The organism is Spirosoma luteum DSM 19990, assembly GCF_000374065.1.
GTDB classification, from domain to species: Bacteria; Bacteroidota; Bacteroidia; order Cytophagales; family Spirosomataceae; genus Spirosoma; species Spirosoma luteum.
Map to the genome: position 1 here is coordinate 181897 of NZ_KB893279.1, position 20410 is coordinate 202306.

At 52.4% G+C, this 20410-nt stretch carries 16 protein-coding genes; 4 read left to right on the forward strand and 12 right to left on the reverse strand.

All coding sequences use genetic code 11. The annotated features are described in order from the left end of the window. Window positions 1-11: 11 nt before the first annotated feature. The 7 genes from B156_RS0122160 to B156_RS0122190 form a co-directional block, all read right to left on the reverse strand. A complete protein-coding gene (locus tag B156_RS0122160) occupies window positions 12-641 on the reverse strand; it encodes an LON peptidase substrate-binding domain-containing protein (protein WP_018621989.1) in 630 nt (209 codons plus the stop codon). A gap of 22 nt (window positions 642-663) precedes the next feature. Further along, window positions 664-1449, reverse strand: a complete 786-nt coding sequence (locus B156_RS0122165) for a cysteine hydrolase family protein (RefSeq protein ID WP_018621990.1) — start codon at window positions 1447-1449, stop codon at window positions 664-666. A 68-nt stretch (window positions 1450-1517) separates the two neighbouring features. Beyond that, window positions 1518-2699, reverse strand: coding sequence for a porin family protein (locus tag B156_RS30470; protein WP_018621991.1), 1182 nt, complete (start codon window positions 2697-2699; stop codon window positions 1518-1520). A 6-nt stretch (window positions 2700-2705) separates the two neighbouring features. After that, a complete protein-coding gene (locus B156_RS0122175) occupies window positions 2706-4010 on the reverse strand; it encodes a hypothetical protein (protein ID WP_018621992.1) in 1305 nt (434 codons plus the stop codon). A gap of 12 nt (window positions 4011-4022) precedes the next feature. Beyond that, window positions 4023-5024 (reverse strand): DUF4097 family beta strand repeat-containing protein, encoded by a 1002-nt coding sequence (locus B156_RS0122180; protein ID WP_018621993.1) that lies wholly within the window; start codon window positions 5022-5024, stop codon window positions 4023-4025. Then, on the reverse strand, window positions 5021-5641 hold the full coding sequence (locus B156_RS0122185; RefSeq protein ID WP_018621994.1) for a hypothetical protein: 621 nt from the start codon (window positions 5639-5641) through the stop codon (window positions 5021-5023). Before B156_RS0122185 ends, B156_RS0122180 begins: the two co-directional genes overlap by 4 nt. After that, window positions 5638-6168: an RNA polymerase sigma factor gene (locus B156_RS0122190; protein ID WP_018621995.1), complete on the reverse strand. Its 531-nt coding sequence runs from the start codon at window positions 6166-6168 to the stop codon at window positions 5638-5640. Before B156_RS0122190 ends, B156_RS0122185 begins: the two co-directional genes overlap by 4 nt. Before the next feature lie 84 nt (window positions 6169-6252). Here B156_RS0122190 and prmA point away from each other — a divergent pair, with 84 nt between their 5' ends. The 3 genes from prmA (at window position 6253) to B156_RS0122205 (ending at window position 13191) form a co-directional block, all read left to right on the forward strand. Next, entirely contained in the window at window positions 6253-7080 is an 828-nt protein-coding gene (gene prmA / locus B156_RS0122195) for a 50S ribosomal protein L11 methyltransferase (protein WP_018621996.1), read from the forward strand. 95 nt (window positions 7081-7175) lie between these two features. Continuing rightward, window positions 7176-12200 (forward strand): hypothetical protein, encoded by a 5025-nt coding sequence (locus B156_RS0122200; RefSeq protein WP_018621997.1) that lies wholly within the window; start codon window positions 7176-7178, stop codon window positions 12198-12200. A 58-nt stretch (window positions 12201-12258) separates the two neighbouring features. Beyond that, on the forward strand, window positions 12259-13191 hold the full coding sequence (locus B156_RS0122205) for a CPBP family intramembrane glutamic endopeptidase (RefSeq protein WP_018621998.1): 933 nt from the start codon (window positions 12259-12261) through the stop codon (window positions 13189-13191). A gap of 9 nt (window positions 13192-13200) precedes the next feature. Here B156_RS0122205 and B156_RS0122210 read toward each other — a convergent pair whose 3' ends face one another. The 4 genes from B156_RS0122210 to B156_RS0122225 all read right to left on the reverse strand — a co-directional run bounded on the left by B156_RS0122210 (window position 13201) and on the right by B156_RS0122225 (window position 17736). Then, window positions 13201-13692, reverse strand: coding sequence for an MOSC domain-containing protein (locus B156_RS0122210; protein ID WP_018621999.1), 492 nt, complete (start codon window positions 13690-13692; stop codon window positions 13201-13203). Between the two features lie 44 nt (window positions 13693-13736). Further along, window positions 13737-14210 carry an RES family NAD+ phosphorylase gene (locus B156_RS0122215; protein ID WP_018622000.1) on the reverse strand — a complete coding sequence of 158 codons (474 nt, stop codon included), beginning with the start codon at window positions 14208-14210 and terminating at the stop codon, window positions 13737-13739. 3 nt (window positions 14211-14213) lie between these two features. Beyond that, the gene (gene parS / locus B156_RS0122220) at window positions 14214-14714 is read right to left on the reverse strand and encodes a type II RES/Xre toxin-antitoxin system antitoxin (protein ID WP_018622001.1); all 501 of its coding nucleotides are present in this window, start codon (window positions 14712-14714) and stop codon (window positions 14214-14216) included. 295 nt (window positions 14715-15009) lie between these two features. Continuing rightward, window positions 15010-17736: a DUF5686 and carboxypeptidase regulatory-like domain-containing protein gene (locus B156_RS0122225; protein WP_018622002.1), complete on the reverse strand. Its 2727-nt coding sequence runs from the start codon at window positions 17734-17736 to the stop codon at window positions 15010-15012. A 290-nt stretch (window positions 17737-18026) separates the two neighbouring features. Between B156_RS0122225 and B156_RS0122230 the strand changes: the two genes are divergently transcribed. Continuing rightward, the gene (locus B156_RS0122230; RefSeq protein WP_018622003.1) at window positions 18027-19388 is read left to right on the forward strand and encodes a M24 family metallopeptidase; all 1362 of its coding nucleotides are present in this window, start codon (window positions 18027-18029) and stop codon (window positions 19386-19388) included. A gap of 54 nt (window positions 19389-19442) precedes the next feature. Here B156_RS0122230 and B156_RS0122235 read toward each other — a convergent pair whose 3' ends face one another. After that, a complete protein-coding gene (locus B156_RS0122235; protein ID WP_018622004.1) occupies window positions 19443-20369 on the reverse strand; it encodes a Ppx/GppA phosphatase family protein in 927 nt (308 codons plus the stop codon). Window positions 20370-20410 lie beyond the last annotated feature (41 nt).

Consider the following 20410-nt stretch of genomic DNA (forward strand, 5'->3'; position numbering starts at 1 on the left):
TCCGAAAGGGGTTAGAAATTGAGCGGATCGAGATTTTTGAAGTGACCGTTCATTTGGATTCGCTGCTTGGTACGCTCCATGTCCGATACTACCGGTATGACTTTGTTGAGGTGCTGAATCAGGAATAACTGGCGTTCGGCCTCGCTTTCGAGGGTTAGTAATTCATACTCCTGCTCAATAGATAACCCTACCTTGTGGGCTACCTTGTAGGAGAGATTACTACTTGATGCATTATAATCCGTTTCGCTCTGCAATAATTTGTACAGTTGTTCAAGTCGTTCGGTAAGGGCGGTTGCGTGGGCACTGAAATTATCGCCCTGTTCTACCAGTTCCACCTCGCCCCCTGCGTACAGTTTACCCGGCACCGGGTTCTCAAAATTAACCAGTCTGAAAACACCAAGTCCTTTTGATTTTATATCCATCCGGCCATCGGGGTAGCGTTTATGCAGCGTGGTCACGTGCATTTCGGTACCATAGCCGGGCAACTTGTTATTGATGAAAGCCGGGATGCCAAATGTCTTTTCTTCTTCCAGGCATTCGTTGATAAGCTCCCGATAACGAGGCTCGAAAATATGCAGATTCAAATCCTCACCGGGATACACGATTAAGTTGAGCGGGAATAGGGACAGCGTCTTTTCCATAATGCCGAAAAGGTACGGGTTTTTAGCTAAAAACCCCGTCTGATTGGACAAAACTGACGTTTCGGGCCCGTGCTTCGGCAAAAATTGGGTCCGCCAGATGACCAAGTTCCGTCACGTCCGACATGCAATCCGTTACAATAGTAAGTTTGGGAATGATGCCCGGCGCAAAGTCCAGGAGTTGTTTCAGGCTATTGGCCACGCAGTGCGATTTGGCCTCGCCCATCAGATAAATAGTATCAAATCGGGCTAAATCGTCAATCAACGCGGTATTCAGTTGCGTTTCCGGAACGGTCGGGTCAGGCACCTGCGCCCGAAAAATGCCGAAGTGTTCGGTTAAATGATATAATCCTTTCTGTACCGCTACATAATCCCGATTACGCTGGTGCGACCATCCTTTCAGGGCATCGAACAACGTGTCATGCAAAGCCGCCCCATGTGAACCAATCAAACAATGTTCCGGCCAGATGTAGTGGGTAAACTGCCCGTCGGCTTCGAGTTGATGCACATAGGCTCTGGCTTTTTCCGCCGAAAAACGCGGTATCCATCGACCGGCATCTACGTCGACACCCGTAATTTGCGTAAACGGAGCCGGATGATTACCGCCCGTATCCTGCCAGAACAGCGGATGGGCAATGTCGAGACTGTGATGCGTATCCAGCGTAACAACGATATGGTCAATCTGGTCAGGATAGGTTTGGATAAGTGTAGCGATACGGTCGATATCCTGTTCGGCACCCGGCACAAACAGAGCACCGTCGGGATGGCAAAAGTCGAACTGAGCGTCAATGACGAGGAAGGCGTTTTTCATACGAGATGACCCAGGTTAGTAGCGGTAACGGTCCAACCACTAAAACGGGTCAACTGTACCTGTTTGTTTTACGGTTTCTGAAACGCCCAACTTATGCCCAGTTGAGCCGAGTGCAAACCGCCGTAGGGCGCACTGGAAATCTGGATCAGGTCGCGCTGATAGCGCAGGTCGGCCGACAGGCGGTTGGTGAGGGCGTAGGAAGCGCCCACCACCAGGCCGGTAACGGAGTTTGCGTTGAGGGGTGGGTTAAGGACGCCTTCCGTCTCGGTGTAGCCGTTTATCAGGAAGGCGACATACGGCCCCGCGTACAAGTGCCAGCCATAGGCTACCTCATGGCGGAAAAGTACCGGAATTTCGAGGTAGTTGAGGCTGGCAAAGTTTGACAAATACCGACTGGTGCCGGTTCTGACTTCATCCGAGCGGTAGCCGCGTTGCGCGTAGTTGATTTCGCCCCGCACAGCCCACGTTAACGACAGTGGCAGCTCCGCCCACAGACCACCCACAAACCGGGTTCGGTACCGACCACCGGGACCCATGCCGTTTTCGCCCACAAGACCGGCCCCCAGCCGAACGCCCGCCTGCAACTCGTTCCAGGAAATGGGGTTCATTCCCAATGAATCGGCGGAGAGACCAAACCGGTAGGTGCCACGCAGTCCCAGCGTGGTGGCAGGCGCACCATTGCCGGTGAAATACGCCACACCATTGATGCCAACACCCCAGCGCGACGAAATCCGGTAATCGTAGCCTACCGCGGCCATGGGTACCACCCGACTCGTATTGGTCAGTTTACCGGTTGTTTGGTAGTTTGGAAAGCGTGGGTTTATCCGGAAAATACTGTCGACACGAATCTCCCGCTGGCGGTACACCGACAAGCCAACCTGCGCTTTTAGCTGATGACGCTTCGTTAACACGGGCAGTAAAACCAGCGATAAATCGGTCATGCGATCCTGTCGGCTGTAAAAATCCCGAAGCTGCGCCGGGTCGGGTTGCGCGTAGAGGCCGGGGTTAGCCGGGTCAGTTGTGGCGAGGGGGTCGTTATTAGCCGAGGCACCCCAGCCAACGCCCAGTGCAATTCCCAGCCGGGGCCGGAGGTAACCCGTAAGCTGCTGCCGAACGTGCCAGCCAGCCCGGTAGGGTGTAGGCAGATTCAGGGTAGACACGCCGGTTTCCACCTCGAACCGGCGATTTTCAGTTGTTTGGGCCACGGCGCCCACGCTGATTGCGAAAAGAAAAATGAGGGTAGTTTTCATAAAACGTTAGAAGCGATAACCGACCTGAATGCCGGCGTTGGCGTAATCGGGAATAATAAACGACTGACCGGATAACCGAAGCCAGGGACCAACGATGAGCCGGTCAGTCAGGGCGAAATTGTAGTCGATACTGCTATGCCAGCCTGTTTGTAATTCCTTCACCGCCGACCGTTGCGTTAGCGTCAGCGAGTTGATTAACTGACCGTTTATCGTTTGCCGACCAAAGGTGCCCTGCAACTCATCCGTATAGGTAAGCATCGGGCCGGTAGTAATGCCGATGGTATGCCGACGGCTGTACAGGGGAAGAAACCGAACACCGGTCAATAGCGCGAACTGGTTGGTAAAGCCCGCCCGATAATCGTCGTTGCTGTTCAGGAAATTGTGCGAATAGGTTAGACTGCCCATAATGCCCAGCCGCCGGGTCAGATAGCGGGTGTACCGGTTTTCATAAACAGCCTGACTGCCAATGTCTTCGGCCAGCAGACCAGCGCCTATGTAAAACTCATTGCGGTAAAAGGGAATGTCCTGTTTGATGCGGGCGTATGCCTTGTTCTTGCGGGGAGCCAGCAAATGGCGTTTCAGCGGAAAGAGTTTGTAACCCACCCCAAGCGCCCAGTAACCGTAGTTTTGTTTGAAGGCGTAGGTCTGGTTTTGCACTGTAATGCCATCAACCGCCGGAGTCAGGCTTCGGGCGTAGGTCAGGTCGAGGGTCAGGCCGCCAATATCTGCACCAATGCCGAGTTGCCCTTCCAGGTTCGTTTTTTTGTAGCTGTTGTACACGGCTTCAGAAATTCGGTACTGTTCCAGTTGGCTGTCAACACGCTGTTTTTCTGAAGGCGTTGGGGGAGTGTAGCCCTCAAACGTCCTGATGAGGCTGGCATAGCTATTCGGTTTTGGCTGGTTAAAGGCTGTCGTTAAACCCGCATTCAGCCGGAGCCAGGGTAGTGGTTTGAAACCGGCTATAAGCCGGGCGTCGGAGCGCCGGATGCCGGGGTAAATGGCAGACCCACCGCTTGCATTGCTAACCGACGCATTTGTCAACGAATAAGCCCCATACATTCCCTCTGCCTGTGCGTACCAGCGGGGGCGGTCGAACCGGGCAAAAGCCCCCACCGAATTGCCAATCGCATCGCCGTAATTGACTCCGTATAAGCTGGCATCGCCAATCTGCACTTGGTTGCCAACGGTAGCCTGCTTGCTCAGGCCGAGGTAGGCCTTTGGCCCAAAGGACCATTCCTGCGCCAGGGCAGAACCTGCGGTTAACCCTGTCAGTACAACCAGCAGGCTGGTTTTTAGTGAAGTTGTTTTCATTGTGTCGTGTGTTTATCGGTTGACTACTGATTTTCCGTCTTGAATGGTAATGGGGCTATAACTGTTTTGAATCCTGATGTCGGGTTTACGGCCCGTTGGCTGGTAGCCGAACACCTGCTTGCCGCCGTATTTGCTCACCTGGTCGCTTACTTCCTGCGGCACCCGGATGTCGGAGAAAGTGGAGATAACGTCAAACCGAAAGTCGGACAGGCGATTGACCGATACCAGAATCTCGGTACGGGCAGCGTCAACGGTCAGGGCATCGAGGGTACTGGCCGGTAGGATGGACAGCTTGCCGTAACGGCTTTTCAGGTTGGCGGTGCCGCCCAGATCGCGCAGGGTAACATCGGATTTTTCGGCTTTGAGCGTCAACACCGCCGTCATGTTGCGCCCATCAATATCGCCGTAGCTGGAGGAAATTGACACCTTACCGCTCACATCTTCAAAGGCAAGTTTGCCAAATTCGAATGTCAGGTTTACGTCCCCGGCCAGGTCACTCAGGTGAATGTCACCGAAGGAATTGGACAGCGTCAGCAATGCTTTGTTGGGAAGACTAATTTCATAAATGGCTTTGAGCTGGCTTTGCAACTTACCGCCCCGTTGCGGAATCACGAAGCGATTCGACAAGTCGATCAGCCCTTTTTCGGCCTGCAATACGTATTGGTGATACCCTACTTCTCGCTCAGCCGTGGCCTTGTCAGGGTGTTTAGCCACCAAGCGTAATTTGACCGATATCGTTGGCCGGTTCCAGCCTTTCAGCGTGATGTCTGCCTTCTGAGCAGTCAGCCGAACACGCTGCCCGTCGATGTAAGGCAACTCTTTCTCGATAACCCGCGTCACCACCTGCACCGGCGTTTGCGAACGGGCTGGCAGGGAGAGGAGAAGGAGTATGAGAATACCCCACCCCAACCCCTCCCCTTGAAAAAAGGGGAGGGACGTGAAAAGCTTGTTATTTAAGTCCTTCCCCTGCTTTTCAGTGGAAGGGCTGGGGTGGGGTGATTGATAGATTTTCATGACCGTAATAGGGTAATCAGTTCTTTCGTGACTTCGGCCCGCTGGTTCTCGATTTTCACCTGCGCCCTGATCAGGGCCGGGTCATCGCCAAAAACTTGTTGCTGTTCCTCAATCCGCTGTTGCTCTTCGGTGAGTTCCGTGAGCTGGTTGCGGAGTTCATGGACTTCGGGCCGCTGGCAAACGTACCGGTCTTCGGCACATTGGCGGTTGATGAACTCCTCGGCCCGTTCGTCGGCATTTGATTCATCAGAAAATGCGCCTGAATCTGCTTTCTGGTTTATGCTGGATTGCTCAACGGCGTATTCAACGCGTACTTTTTCCGTTGATTCGGGCCGCAGAAACAGCCAGCTGCCAACAAATACCAGCATAGCGGCCACCGCCAGACCTGCCCAAAGTTGCCAGGTTTGGGGCTGTTGCCAGAGCGGACGAATGTTGACCTGCGTTTCTGTTGGTAAGGTCTGTTCGATGGTTGCCCATAAACCGGCTTTGGGCGCAAACTCCGGCAGGGCCTGAACCACACGACTCAAGTGTTCATCGGCGTTGAGGTCGGCTTCAATCCGGGCCCACAGGTCGGGGCGGGGGTCAAATTCGGGTAGTTGCGATAAGGAGTCGTTCATGATAGTCGCTGTCTCAATAGTTTTTTGGCGTAGCTCACCTGCGATTTTGAGGTGCCTTCCGAAACGCCGAGCATCTGGGCCACTTCTTTGTGGGCGTAGCCTTCCACCTCAATCAGCAAAAAAATGGTTCGGGCACCGTCGGGCAGGGTTCGGATGGCTGCGTCCAACTCAGCGCCGGTCAGCGTATCCCGAAACGGAGCGGGCTGGTCGTGCATTTGTTCGTCAAGGGTACTAAACCGCCCTTCCAGTTGCTGCTTCCGGACAGCCTGCCGTACCACAATCGTTTTGATCCAGGCACCCAGCGTCGACCGGAAGGCAAACTGGTCGAGGCTCCGGAACACCTCAACAAATGCGTCCTGCAAGGCATCATTGGCATTATCGAAATCGTTGGTAATGCGGTAGGCCGTCGAAAACATGGCCCGGCTGTACCGTTCATACAGGGTCCGCTGTGCCAGCCGGTCGTTTGCCCGGCAACGTTGAACGAGTTCCTGTTCAGATATGGAGGGCGGTGTTGCCAAGCGAAACATGCGGTTTGTAATGGATTCGCACTAAAGGGCGGGCGAAGTAGGAAAAGGTTGGAAAGTAGCCGAAAAAAAACTAAAATTTGACGCATGAACTACTTGGAACTTCAATTGCGCCTGTCGCCCGATTATAGCGATATTCTCACTGCCGAACTGGCCGAACTTGGTTTTGACTCCTTCGTAGAGACCGAGGATGGCCTGAACGCGTACATCATTGAGTCGGATTACAGCGAGGAGTCTGTACACGAGTTGATTGCCAAATACGCGGATCAGACCGCAATAGCCTACGAAGTTAGTTCGTTAGAAAAACGAAACTGGAACGCTGAGTGGGAGCGCGATTACGAGCCGATAGAAGTGGCGAGCCAAGTCCGGGTCCGGGCATCTTTTCACGAGAAAGATGCCCGGTTTCGTTACGACATCGTGATTAACCCCAAGATGTCGTTCGGAACGGGCCACCACGAAACCACTGCCATGATGCTGGAACAGCAACTAGCCCTGGATTTTGCCGGGAAAACAGTACTGGATGTGGGCAGTGGAACGGGGATTCTGGCTATTCTGGCGGCCAAAATGGGCGCGAAAGCGGTACTAGCTTTCGACATTGAAGAATGGGCTGTGGAGAACGCCCGCGAGAATGCTGACCTGAATGATTGCCCACAAATCACGGTGTTTCAGGGTACCATTGAGGATGTTAATTCAGCTGATAAATACGACATCATCGTTGCCAATATCAATCGAAACGTACTACTGGCTGAAATACCGACCTATACTGATTTTCTGGTAAGTAATGGGTATCTGCTGGTCAGTGGGTTCTACGAGAATGATGCGATAGATATTCAGCAAAAAGCGACAGAAACGGGCCTATCGTTCGTTACTTCTATGACTAATCAGGAGTGGACTTCACTGCTGTTTCAGAAGTAGTCTTTCCTTTATTCTTTCAGGATTATCATTTCCTTTACGGGCCGCCCCGCTTCATCGGAGTGCCAAACTGATGGGATTCATACAGCACTTATAAAATGAACCGACTTCTTACTCTGAGCACCTCCCTTACCATCTTGTCCATCACCCTGTCCTTTGGGCAGGCGGTACGGATTTCGGACAAGCCGGACCAGTTTATGGCCGAGGTGCAGAAACTAATGGCAACGGGCGGGGCGGTAGCCGTTCGGGCGGGTACCGATTTGCAGACAGCCTGGTCTGAAAACCGGCTCTCGGCTTCGCAGCAGGAGCGGGTAATGGTCCTGAGCCGGAAAATGAATCAGAAACGGCTGGCCCCCGCTACCTACTTCGCGCCGTTTTATGAGTCTATTTACCTGGCTGGGCAGCAGCAATCGGCTACGAATGTGGACGGTTTACTGACCATAGCCGAGAAATTATTTGAGGCCAATGACCCCAAAACTTTTGCCCGCAGCCTGGAAACAACCCGTCGTTTTCTGGAGCGGAACGAACTGTACGCCAGTACGTACAACAAACTCTACGCGCTGGGTGGCTCCTTTCTGTTTCGGTATGTAGACGATAACCCGGTGGTGGGTCAGCCCGGCGTGTCGCAGGCAACGCTTGATTCAGCCGCTTCGGCCAAAGCATCGGCCGAACGGTCGCGGTTCGATGGCTGGGATACCCCTGCTAGTTCGGATTCCAGTCAGCCGCGCTCGCTGGGCGTTCAGTACATTCCACAGCGCAAGCCGATTCCATCCGTTTCGGGACCAGTCATTACGTTAAAAGATGTTTCGCTGGCGATGGTTGCCAATGGTGATTCAGCGGTGCTGGCAAATACCAGTGGCGATTTGATGCTCAAAAGCGGCATACTGGTTGGGCAGGGTGGTAAATTTACCTGGGAAACCGCCGGCCGACCCGATATTTTCGTGACGCTGACAGACTACGCACTCACAACCATGAGTCCGCGTCTGGAAGCCGATGATGTGACGCTGACGTACGAAAAATCGAAGCCCATCAAAGGTGTATTCGAGTACGTAAGCAAAAAGAAATCCGGGCCGATCACCTATCCCCGATTCATGTCGTGGCAGAACGACGTAAAACTTCCTGATCTGGGGCCGGATGTTGACTACCAGGGTGGACTGGCCCTGTCGGGAACGCAGATGGTGGGCGCATCGGCCAGTGGTCAGCCTGCCCAGCTAACGGTAAAATACAATGGAAAACCAGCTCTCAAAGCCAGCAGCCGCCGGTTCGACTTCGCCATTGGCGATATGCCCGTTGAAACTGCTCCTGCCGATTCTACCCAGAACGGTGGTTTCAACACCACCGAGCCAGCTAAGGTTGCCGGTGCACGCCCGATGATTTCGGCTAACTCAGCCGCGTTTATCGGTTACGTGGGGAGTGATTCCATTACGCACCCGGCCGTCAAGTTCCGGTACGATAAAAGTCAGCGCATTGCCTGGCTCGACCGCGAGCAGCGAACCGATTATGCCCGTGTTCCCTACGCTGATTCGTACCACAAATTTTATATAGAGCCCGAAGTGGTACGCTGGGATTTGCCCCGCCGAAAGGTTGATTTTTATCAGGTAGGAGCTAAGCGCGAAGTACCAGTGCGGTTTGAATCGTTCGATTATTTTCATCCGCAACGATACACCGACCTAACAGTCGATTACGGGTTTCATCCGCTCCAGATTGTGGCGAATTACGTGTCGACCAAAAAACAGCAGACGTTCCTGGACGACGACATCATGCAGTTTGCCAAACAGGTAAGCCCCGTTTCGTTGCGGGGAGCACTGAATCGTATGGTGCTGGAAGGGTATATCGACCGGGACAATAACACAAAACTGATGCGCCTGAGCCGCAAAGGTATCCTGTATGTGCTGGCCAACGTTCAGAAACAGGACTATGATAACTTCCAGGTTCAGTCCCTGTTTGCGTCCAATGACAGTATCAAGAATGCGACCATCAACCTCGATGATAAAATAATGACCATCCGGGGTGTTAACCGCTTCGTACTGTCCGATTCCCTGAAAATTTTCGGAGTTCCTTCCGACAAAACGCTCAAAATTGGTAAGGGACGCGATTTTACCTTCAATGGACAACTGAAAGCCGGAACGTTACGGTACGCGGGTCAGGACCTCAAATTCGATTACGACAAATTCTCGATGGGGCTGAATAAAATCGACTCCATCACGTTCTCGTCGCAGAAACTGGCCGCGCAGGGCAAAGAAGGCGAAATAGGGGGCGATATCAAGTATGAGAAGGCAGGCACCGTTTTCCTGGCGGGGGCCGACAATAAATCGGGCCAGATAAAAGGTAAAAAAACGACCCAACGACTGGTTATGCCGGAGGGGATGACCGTCTATTTCAACCAACCCATTCGGGGCGATATTACCTACAATCAGAAGGTTTATTTCAAGATTCCGGCCATTGACAACGATAGCCTCGGCAAGGGCGAGATTGCCTTTGTGGGTACGTTCCATTCCGATGGCATGTTTCCGCCATTTAAGGCGCAGCTCGTCACCATGCCCGATAATACCCTGGGCTTTGTACACAAAGCACCCGCTGCAGGATACCCCGTTTACGCCGGTAAGAAAGGGTCTACTCCCTCCACCGTGAAATTTACGGGTGAGCTGACTATGGATAAAAGTGGACTGCGGGCTGAGGGTACGCTCAATCACTTAACCGCCAGTCTGAATACAAATGGTATGCTGTTCATGACCGATTCGCTGCTGGCATCGGGTGAGAAGGGCGAAATAAAGGAAGGGTTAGTGGGGAAAAGCTACTTCCCGCAGGTACAGCTCAACAACTTCAGTTTGAAATGGTGGCCTAAAGAGGACAGCATGGTCATTACAACCCAGAAGAACAACTTCAACTTCTATAACGCGACAACCAATCTGGAGGGCGGCCTGGTCGTCCGGTCTTCAGGGCTGTTTGGGAATGGAACCCTCCGCCGGAAAGACTCCGAAACGGTTTCGAACACCATCAAATTCAACAAAGAGGGCTTCCTGGCCAATGATGCTGATTTTAAGATTATTTCGGACAAAGAAGCACCGGGAACGCCCGCCGGGAAGCCCATCTTAGTGGGTAATAGCGTTGACGTCGATTTCAACCAGACGAAAGGCATCGTTGGGCTGGCCATCAATAAGAAGGAAAGCCTGGACGATACCGTTCAGGCCAGCATGGACTTCCCGTTTGCGGCCTATAAAACCAACATCAACCGGGCCCAGTGGAACCTGAATGCCAAGACTATCGCCATGAAAGGCGATGTGAAAACATCCACCTTTACCGCTACTGCCGAGGAACAGGAGGGGCTGACATTCAATGGGTCGGCGGCTTTATACGATGCTGAAAAGCGCACGCTGAACATTAGCGGGGTTCCTTACGTGACCTCCGCCGATGCCCGGATTTACCCGGCGAAGGGTTTGGTGGCTATCGGACGAAACGGCGAGATGGCACCGCTAAAAAATGCCCGGCTGGAACTGGACACCATCAATTTGTTTCACCGGCTTAAGAACGGCAATATTCAGATACTATCCCGGACGCGCTTTGCGGGGGATGCTACCTACCAGTTTGCTACGGCAAAGGGCGATACGGCGAGTATCAAGATGGGTAGTTTCGAGTTGAAAGAAGCCCCGGCAGTGGCATCGGCTTCGTTAACCGCCGATGCGAAGAAAACGAACCGTCGTGCCGGACGGGCTGGTGACCCGAAGCTGGCCACTACGTATTTTACCGTTGCCCACGCCGAAGTGGATGAAGTAGATAACCTGCAATTAGCGCCCAAAATGCTGTTTAAGGGCAATATCGATATGCAGGCACCAGCCCCCGATTTGGCGATGGATGGATTTATTAAACCCGCCCTGAAAAAACGTCCAGATCTGGTGGCGGGCTGGATTCCGTTCAAAGAGAAAGTAGCCGAACGACTCGAAATAAAAGTAGACAAGAACCTTAAAAACGAAGGCAATCAGCAACTGGTAGCCGGACTTCATTTTCGCCTGGGTGGTGCGGGCATGTATCCAACGTTCCTGTCACCAAAAGAGGACTCCCGAGACGATGACCTCTTTACCGCGACAGGCATTATGCGGTACGATGAGAAAGGTAACGTGTACCGCATTTCGTCCAAAGCGGGTGATGCACCAGTCGAAAAGCCCGACGTAGTTATACCGGTTGCCACCGACAGCACGAAGGCGGACAGTACAAAAACGGGTTTTGCGGAGAGCGTGGCCATTACCGAAGAGGTAGAAAACGATTTCACCTTCAACGATGCCCGTGGTGTGATGACGTTTAAAGGGAAGCTTAACCTGCTGAACGCAGCCCCCAAAGAGTACCTGCTGGCATCGGGTTCGGCACGGGTAAACATTGATAGTAGCCAATATCGGTTCAATACGTTTCTGGCCTTCACGTTCCCCGTTCCCGATGTGCTTAACACCAGTATCGCGGATAAACTAGTAAAAACGAATCTGGAGGAAAGTAATAGCGAAGCCGCCGATGATGACCTGAATCGCCTGTCTGATAAACTGGTGCCGCTAATTGGCCAGCCGGCAGTGGACGCGTACCGGATTAAAGCGCAGAATCAGCACGTAGCCCTCAATCTGGCATCGCCCAAACTAAACGCTATGCTGGTATTGGCGAATGCCAACATGCGCTGGTCTACCAAGTATAATGCTTTTTATAGTACCGGCCGACTGGGTGTGTCGAACATCATGGCGACGGATATTAACGCTCAGATGGATGGTTTTGTCGAAATAAGAAAGACCGTGAATGGGGACGAAGCCAGTATTTACCTGGAATCATCGCCGGATGTGTGGGTTTTCTACGATTATAAACCCGGCAATACCCCCGACGCACTGGGGCAACTGGCTATAATCACGTCGGAACAGGACATCAACGATCGACTGCTGGCCGGGTCGAAGAATTCGGGTAAGGCAAGCCTGGAGGTTTTTCCGGCAACAGTCGACGAAAAGACGATGTTCGTAGACCGGTACCTCGACCAGTACAAAACCAAAGCCAAATCGGCCCCGAAGCCTAAACCACAACCGGGTCAGAAGCTGGTGAAGGAGAAAAAGGAGGAGAAGAAAAAAGATAAGGAAGCGGAGAAGGAGGGATTTTAGTCGTTTTTTGTGGAACGGTCCAATCGCTACGGGCCGTTTCATAAACGTCAGACAGCCCGTGCAAGTACTCTGGCAAGACCTTCGCAACCATCTCCGGCTTGATTTTCGGCCCGATCTATACGTAGCAACGGCGCTTTGGGCCGCCCTGCTCCTTACCGTTAACTTCTCCCTTAATCTAGAAAACAAGTACATCGACGCGTATCAGGGTAAGCCATTTAGGCCAGCCCTGTATTTTTGTTTGTATGCAACGGCCTATTACGGTAGCGTCTGGCTCTGGACGTACTTCCATAACCGGCCCGACATCTGGCGAAACCGGGCATTCTGGCTTCGTAGTGGGGTTGCCCTGATTAGTTACTCGCTGTATGCCGGTTTTTGGGGACAGACTACCTGGAGTAGCCAACTGTTTGGCGGGCAGATTTTTGAATTTGCTTACTACTGCCTGCGTAACCTGCAATCGGTACTGACGATTGTTTTGCCGTTGTTTCTGTTCTACCAATTCGCCGATCCGTACCGGAGCCAGTTTTACGGCATAGCTCCGAAGCGAAAAGGGATGGCTTTGTACCTGATTTTGCTGGCCCTGATGATTCCGCTGATTACACTGGCATCGTTTCAGCCGGACTTCCTACACGCCTACCCAACGTACCGGGACACAAACGCCGATGAGTTTTTCGGGGTGCCGGAGTGGGTAACGGTGCTGATTTACGAATTGTGTTATGGCTGGGATTTCGTCCCGACGGAACTGATGTTTCGGGGTTTCCTGGTCATTGGTATGGTCAGGGTGTTGGGGCACGGGGCTGTATTACCAATGGTCGTTTGGTATTGTGCTATCCACTTTGGCCGACCCTTAGGCGAGGCCATTTCTTCGTTGTTCGGTGGCTATCTGCTGGGGGCGCTGGCATTGAGCACCCGTAGTATTTGGGGTGGATTGCTCATTCACATCGGCATTGCCTGGGGTATGGAAATAGCCGCGTTCTTGCAGGGGGCTAGCTAGTGATTCACGCTAATTAGCTTCTGTTGACGTAACGCTAACCGCATCCCCAACCCGTATTACCCCGCCGTTTATCACTTTAGCAGTCATGCCGCCGTGGCCGCGCATGGCGTTGTAGCCACCCGGTCCTAAAGCCGTTTCCATTTTGGAACAGGGGTGGCACTGACCGGTAATTTGCAGCACCACATCACCTAACTGAATCTGCTTATCTTTCAGGGCTAACAAGTTCAGGCCCGACACCACGATGTTGCGTCGCAATAGGGCTGGGTCGAGGGTGTCGCGACTGGCGAGGGCGGCTATTGCGGGAATATGCTCGGCCTGAATGAGCGTAACATGCCGGTTGCCGCTTTGCCCGCTGTAGTGGTCGCCCACAATGCCTTTCTTTTCGGAAACCGTAATGGTCTCCACTATCTGCACGGGTTCGCGCCGGACAGGGCGGATGCCCATCCATTCCACCTTACCGGGCTGGGGAAATACATCGAATAAGTCTTTAATATTTTGCATAGTAGTACAACTCCTTGGCTATAAACGGGTTCATGGATTACCCCTTATTTCTGCAACCGTTCGTCGAATTCGTGCGCTGATACAGTCAGAACCTTCACCTGATCCATCAGCGGATGTACCGGATTAATCAGAATATTTCGGGAAGGGGAATTACGCAAAATAATGGATGGTACGGAAAAGGCTAAAGTGGGGTATGTAGGAGTAAATCTGGGTACCAGAAAGAAAGGAAGCGTATTTGGAAACCGAATCTGATCCCAGTCCACCGGTAAGCCATCTTCCTCAACTACCTCCACCGAAGCGGGTAACTCAATGGTAAGCAACACAAACGGAGGCAGGTCGCGGATAGGCGTACCATTCAAATGAACCAATGTTTCCAGCAACGCCAGCTCTGGCGTGGTGGACGTGTATAGGAGTGGAACGCCCATTGGATTCCAGCGACCACCATTAAGTCGTGCTCCTTCGCCCGTAAGCACGGAGTCAACAAACTGCCTTTTCTGAATGCGGTACACCAAACTCATTGCCTAACTGTACACCCCGTACTCGATGCGGCCCAGCACCTGATCCACTACCTGAAAGCCGGTAGCCGTGTCCAGCATTTGTAGCGGGGTCTGATTACTCAGCATCTCCAGCGGTCGGCGCAGCCATCGGTTAAATTTTCCCTGGTCTTCGAAAACCCGCAGACCGTGCGCAGCCAGGGCCATTAGTAGCAACAGCCGTTCGGACTCTACTTTATTCAGCGAGCCTTCAACCAGTCGGCGGGCCATGGTACGTTCATTCAGGGACAGCAGGATAGATAGTTCTCGGATGGTCAACTCCAGCAACGTGGCCACGCGCCGAACTTCAGCATGACCCAGCCCCAGACGCGACTTGGCAATCACCTCGAAAGAGTCGATTTTTTCGGGCAATACCCGCACCACCGGAGCAATTGTTGGGAGAGTAGTGTATGATGCTACTTGTTCGGAAACGTGAAGACTACCGCCCAATTTGGCATTGTCGGCTGATTTTTGTGACTTCCCTTTCATGCTGTCAGTAATTTGTCAGTAATGGTACTGACATTTTGTGGATTGGCAACGCAGGAAATCGCGAATAAGTTTGACGCCCTTCGTTTACGGTCGGGTACAGCCCTGTCATCTGTCCAGGCCTAATACCGAAAGAGCCGCAAGACCCATACTCATTCGGCTAACAACGTCCCGACGCTGCACGCGCACTTAACATTAATTGGCACAAAGCAAACGTTCATTAGTGATGGGTTGATCAAACGAAGTTTACATTGTTTTAGAAAGCAGGCGACCCTGTTCATACAGACGATACAAACACTCAGCGGCCAAATTTCAGCGTGGTGCCCAGCCGGAAACCCAGGCCCTGGTATCTGGCATCCTGCCACTGGGAAATAATCTCTACCCGAAAGAACGGTAATACCTGCGGAATCAGGCCATCCAGGCCGTAGCCAATCTCGGTGTAGTTTTTAGACGCCGGGGTGCTGAGGTAGTGCACAAAGAGGTTTTCCTTCAGGCCGACCAGCCGTACCAATGTTACCTGTGTCAGGAGGAATTTACGGAATTCGGCCAGCACGTGTGCTTCGGCAAAGCGTTTTGCCGTACTGTACTGGTAATACTGCAGGAGTCGAAAGCTCGATACAACATCACCCTGTTGCAGGAAAAAATAGTTGCCGTAAAAATGCTTGAAGTCAGGAAAATATAGTTTTCGGTCGTTCAGGAACGTACCTGCTGTTAACTGATAACTTAATCGACTCCGAATGCCCGTCTCGAACGAATGACCCACGGCAGCCTGCACAAAATCATAATCAACGCCATCGGCGAACGATGTATTTATGCCCTTTCGGTAGTTGAGTGTCAGCACCGGGGCGTTATTATCCTGACGGGTAATTTTTCGGCCGTTCCGAATGGTGTACTGGGTAGCCCCCAATCGGACCGAAGTCAGTAGGTTCAGCACCAGGGCATTGTGGGTGGGGAAGCTCGTGCTGACCACTTCCGCATTATCAGGACGGTTAGACGAAAACGTACGGTTTTTCCAATCAATCCAGGGCTTGAGGTCTTCCCGGTAATTGTCCAGCTCCGTCCGTCGGGCGTATTCCAGACTACCTGCCAGCGTAAGACGGTTCTGAAAAGGCGATGCCTTGACATCCAGTTTCAGGAAATCTTTCTGGTAAAGCTTGGCGAAATTCTGCTCAAATAATAGCGTTGTCAGCGTATTCAGAAACGGGCTGATGGGGTTATCGGGATTAAACTGGTAGAGGTAACGCCCACCCGATAGCCCGATTTTAGTTGCTTTGTGCTGATAACTCCCTTCACCGTAGCCGACCAACTGTTTTCGGCCAAACTGATACCGCGCCGTACCGCCGATGTTCCACTCACTCAGCGAAATTTGCGTAAACCGACTCACCGAATCGACTTTGGGCCGATAGCGCAGATTCAATGCCCCTTCCAGTGTGTAGCCCTCCACCGTATTATACTCGATTCGGGACAAAGGGCTGGTATAAATCAATGAATTTTGCTTATTAAGCCGCCACGTATGCCCCCCCAGTAACTGACCCGCCGAAAACTTATTCATCGACTTCTTATTTTTCGTACTGTCACGCTTAGTTGTATCCGTCGTTCCGGGTGCTTTGATTTCTCGTACAAGGCCCAGGCTATCAGCCTTACGGTAGCTTTTTATTTCGGCAGTCGTGAGGGGTACGGAGCGCAGCGAATCCCAGAAAACAGTAGAGCGTTTGCGGGCCAAAGTATCTACCACCATTGAATCGTCGCGGACGACGTTGACGTTTTCTTTTTTGTTTTTTCGGGCCAGTTTCTCCTGCTTCTCGTACTCCTTCACCATCTGGCGCAGGTTTTTGGTCGAGAACTCCTTCTGTTTCTTCACCAGTTCTTCCATGTCGCTGCCCTTGATATCGCCTTTGGAGAGCGTTTGGGCGGGCGCGTATTTCTTCTCGTCGGCCACCTGGATATCCTCTACGAAAGCCGGATTGATGACAAATTCGCTGAAGGTCAAATTTCGAATATAGTAGCCGGACGCTTTTACACCCAGGTAGGAGCCACTCCCCGTATAGCGTTGATTCGTTGGCATCCATACGCCCTGGATGGGGCTGCACATGTGCCGGACGGTGAAGGAAATTCCCAGGTTATTAACCGTTTCGAGTTGCAGGCTGTAGACGGCCCAGGTGTTTTCGATGATGAAAATAGTACCGCGAAAAACGCCTTCACCGTACTGACGCGGGATAACCTGAATCTTGCTTATTTCGACCGTTTTCCCGTCCGGGCCGTTTTCCCGAAAGGTGCCTTTATACTCAAATTTGTAATATGCGAAAGCCTTGGGTGATAAAGGCGAAACCGCGCCCGCAATGGTTGGGTCGTAAAAGCTGGCGTTGAAAAAGCGGCTTGGACTCAGGAAGTCTCCCTGCGAATTTCGGTTGGCAATGATGCGCTGTCGATAGGTGTTGGGTTGACTGAACGATACTTCGGCCACGGTTTCGTTCAGCAATGGTACACCCACTTTGAAATTGGCCTCCTTTTCCGCTTCTTTCAGTTGCTTCCGAAACATGGCTTCAGCCAGATTGGGCAGGTCGGTGACCGTGAACGACGATTTTGTGTACACCCTGGCCGTAAATCGCTGCACCTGTAACTTGTGGAAGCGGCTCTTGGCAATGGCCCGGCGCATGATGGTGTAGGCCGGGTCTTCATTGCCCGCTTTAGTCTGCACCTCGGCCAGTCGGTACGCCTGTTCCTCCATTGTAGCATCCATCGTCGTGAATCCATTACTGATTTCGGCAGATTTTTGAATGGTCTGGAAACCAAGGAACTGGAAGGTAATCGAGTAGTTGCCCGGTGCCAGCGCGATTTCATAGTGGCCCTCCGCGTTGGTAATGGTACCCGTAGGCCGGGTTGCCGTTATGGTTCCTTTGATGACGACAGCGGCAAACGGCAGGGCTTCTCCCTTCGCGTTTTTCACGGTGCCCCGCAGGCCCGTTTGGGCAGTGGTAGTTAATGCGTATAGAAAACAGCCAAAAGTCAGCAGTAAATACTTCATGCGAAGAGAACGTATTGTCGATAATACGAATGTAAGAGGTAAACGAAGATGTACCCTGCTTTCATCCACGAACGGTTAATTTCAATTGGTTAGTCCGGGAGTGAGTCGACGGAATATACAGAGGATGCCTAAATACGCGAAAAGGTTGCTGCCCACCAGAAGGATAATCGGGACAAGGGGTATCCGGGAAACCGTATCTGACAGTTCCACGATACAAAAGACCCGTACGCTGCGTGCGGGTCTTTTGGGCTGGTTGCGTATCTTGCTCCAAACTATACAGCCTGATATCTATGCGCCAACTTATTTACCCGCTCCTGTTTCTACTTAATACGGTACCTGCCATTGCCCAACTCAGTAGCTCCGTTACCGTCCTGCCCGAGCGCGAACGGGCGCGGGTCGTTGACGAGATATTGGAAGACCGCTTTGCCAATTTTTTGCCCCAGTTGATGCGCCGGGAAGGCATCGATATGTGGGTGATTATATCCCGCGAATACAACGAAGATCCCGTCCTGAAAACCATGCTCCCCAGCACCTGGCTCTCGGCCCGACGGCGGACGATTATGGTTTTCTATGATACCGGAAAAGAAGGCGCCGATGCGCTGGAGAAACTCGCCATTGCCCGTTATGATGTCGGAAATCTGCTCAAAGGGGCCTGGGACATCGACGTGCGGCCCAATCAGTGGGAAGCATTGACGAAGATTATCGAAGACCGTAAGCCCAAAAAAATAGGCTTGAATTTTTCTGCCAACTACGCTCATGCCGACGGGCTGGCCTTTACGGAACACGAAGAGTTTCTGCAAAAGCTACCCGCCGAGTATCAGAAACGCATCGTTTCGGCGGAGAAGCTGGCTGTTGGATGGCTCGAAACCCGTACTCCGAAAGAGATGGCTATCTACCCGCTCATCTGCCGACTGTCGCACCAGATTATTCAGGAAGGGTTCTCGGAAAAGGTTATTCAGCCCGGCGTGACCACTACGGATGATGTGGTTTGGTGGTTCCGTCAGCGGATTACCAACCTGGGGTTAGACACCTGGTTTCACCCCACCGTGGATGTACAGCGTGCCGACCAAGAGGACTTCAATCACCTGCGTACGTTCGCTAAACGCCCCGACAAGCAGGTGATTATGCCCGGCGATCTGATTCACGTCGATTTTGGCATTACCTACCTTCGGCTCAATACCGACCAGCAGCAACACGCCTACGTCCTGCGCCCGGGCGAAACGGACGTGCCCGAAGCCATCAAAACGGCGTTCAAACAGGGAAATCGGTTGCAGGAGATTTTGACCGAGCAGTTCAAAGTGGGTAAAACGGGGAATCAGATGCTACTGGCCGCACTGAACCAGTCGAAGAAAGAAGGCATCAACGGCACTATTTATACGCACCCGATTGGTGTGCATGGTCATGCTGCCGGGCCAACCATTGGCATGTGGGACCAGCAGAAAGGTGTTCCCGGCTCCGGCGATTATCCATTGCTGCCTAACACGGCTTACTCCATCGAACTCAATGCCGCCGTTGAAATTCCCGAGTGGAAAAAAATAGTGCGTATCATGCTGGAAGAAGACGGCTTTTTCGACGGCCAGACTTTCCGTTACATCGACGGGCGACAAACGGAAATCTACACCATTCCCCGGAAGTTGGAGTACGTAAAATAGGGCGTGATATCGGTTGTCTATCGGGACGGATTATTCGTGCTATATTCGTTAGCCTCATTCGCTGAGGGAGGCCAGAACACCCTCTTTCAGCGAATAAGTTGAGGTTCGAATATTGGCGATGTCGTACGTTTTTACTACATAATCAATCAGGCAAACGGCCACTACAATCATATCGACGCGCAGGTCAATCATGCCGGGAATCTGCATTCGTTCGGCTCGGTTGCTGGCAATGAGCAGCGAATAAGCCCGATAAAATTCTCCTATGGGCAGCATGAACGTCGCCTGATTCGGGTCGGGCAGGTGGCCCTGTTCGTGCATGCACCACATATCGACCAGTGTATCGAACGAACCGGAAGAGCCAACCAGAACACTGGGCTGGTACTGGTGAATAGCATTGGCCAGTGGCAGCAGTTGTTCCTGAAAATAATCATGTAATCGCCGGATACTGCCAGTGCTGATGGGATCAATGGTCATGAATCGCTCGAGCAGTCGCTGACCACCTATCTCAAAACTCTGTTTCCAGAAAATCCGGGATTGGTTGCCCAGAATAAACTCGACACTACCTCCGCCAATATCCATCACCAGGGCGGTTTTTTCATCTAGCGCCCCAGCCGCACGAATGCCCTGGTAGATATAATCGGCTTCCTTGTCGCCCGAAATGACCCGAATAGCAATGCCGGTTTCGGCCCGAACCCGGTCGATAAATTCGGCCTGATTTCGGGCTACCCGAATAGCACTGGTACCCATAGCAACAACCTGCTCCGGCAACACGCCGTACTGATCGAGCACTTGTCTGAAATACGTAAGGACAACTAAGGCCCGGCCAATGCCCTCCTCCGTAATAACGCCTTTATTGATACCGGCCTGCCCGATTTTGGCGGGTCGGCTTTCGCGAAACAGGGTGGTGTGGCTGAGCCCGTTGGTTTCGGCAATAAGCAGATGAAATGTATTCGTTCCTAAGTCAATGATTGCTTGCTTCATACCCGCAAATCTATTACCTTTGCCGTCCGGTTTTTAGCTAA

Excerpts from the sequence above, each read along its gene's own strand:
- B156_RS0122180 (WP_018621993.1), bottom strand. The coding sequence starts at position 5,024 with ATGAAAATCTATCAATCACCCCACCCCAGCCCTTCCACTGAAAAGCAG.
- B156_RS0122200 (WP_018621997.1), top strand. The coding sequence starts at position 7,176 with ATGAACCGACTTCTTACTCTGAGCACCTCCCTTACCATCTTGTCCATC.
- B156_RS0122215 (WP_018622000.1), bottom strand. The coding sequence starts at position 14,210 with ATGAGTTTGGTGTACCGCATTCAGAAAAGGCAGTTTGTTGACTCCGTG.
- B156_RS0122230 (WP_018622003.1), top strand. The coding sequence starts at position 18,027 with ATGCGCCAACTTATTTACCCGCTCCTGTTTCTACTTAATACGGTACCT.
- prmA (WP_018621996.1), top strand. The coding sequence starts at position 6,253 with ATGAACTACTTGGAACTTCAATTGCGCCTGTCGCCCGATTATAGCGAT.
- parS (WP_018622001.1), bottom strand. The coding sequence starts at position 14,714 with ATGAAAGGGAAGTCACAAAAATCAGCCGACAATGCCAAATTGGGCGGT.
- B156_RS0122185 (WP_018621994.1), bottom strand. The coding sequence starts at position 5,641 with ATGAACGACTCCTTATCGCAACTACCCGAATTTGACCCCCGCCCCGAC.
- B156_RS0122225 (WP_018622002.1), bottom strand. The coding sequence starts at position 17,736 with ATGAAGTATTTACTGCTGACTTTTGGCTGTTTTCTATACGCATTAACT.
- B156_RS0122175 (WP_018621992.1), bottom strand. The coding sequence starts at position 4,010 with ATGAAAACAACTTCACTAAAAACCAGCCTGCTGGTTGTACTGACAGGG.
- B156_RS0122190 (WP_018621995.1), bottom strand. The coding sequence starts at position 6,168 with ATGTTTCGCTTGGCAACACCGCCCTCCATATCTGAACAGGAACTCGTT.
- B156_RS0122160 (WP_018621989.1), bottom strand. The coding sequence starts at position 641 with ATGGAAAAGACGCTGTCCCTATTCCCGCTCAACTTAATCGTGTATCCC.
- B156_RS0122235 (WP_018622004.1), bottom strand. The coding sequence starts at position 20,369 with ATGAAGCAAGCAATCATTGACTTAGGAACGAATACATTTCATCTGCTT.
- B156_RS0122210 (WP_018621999.1), bottom strand. The coding sequence starts at position 13,692 with ATGCAAAATATTAAAGACTTATTCGATGTATTTCCCCAGCCCGGTAAG.
- B156_RS0122165 (WP_018621990.1), bottom strand. The coding sequence starts at position 1,449 with ATGAAAAACGCCTTCCTCGTCATTGACGCTCAGTTCGACTTTTGCCAT.
- B156_RS30470 (WP_018621991.1), bottom strand. The coding sequence starts at position 2,699 with ATGAAAACTACCCTCATTTTTCTTTTCGCAATCAGCGTGGGCGCCGTG.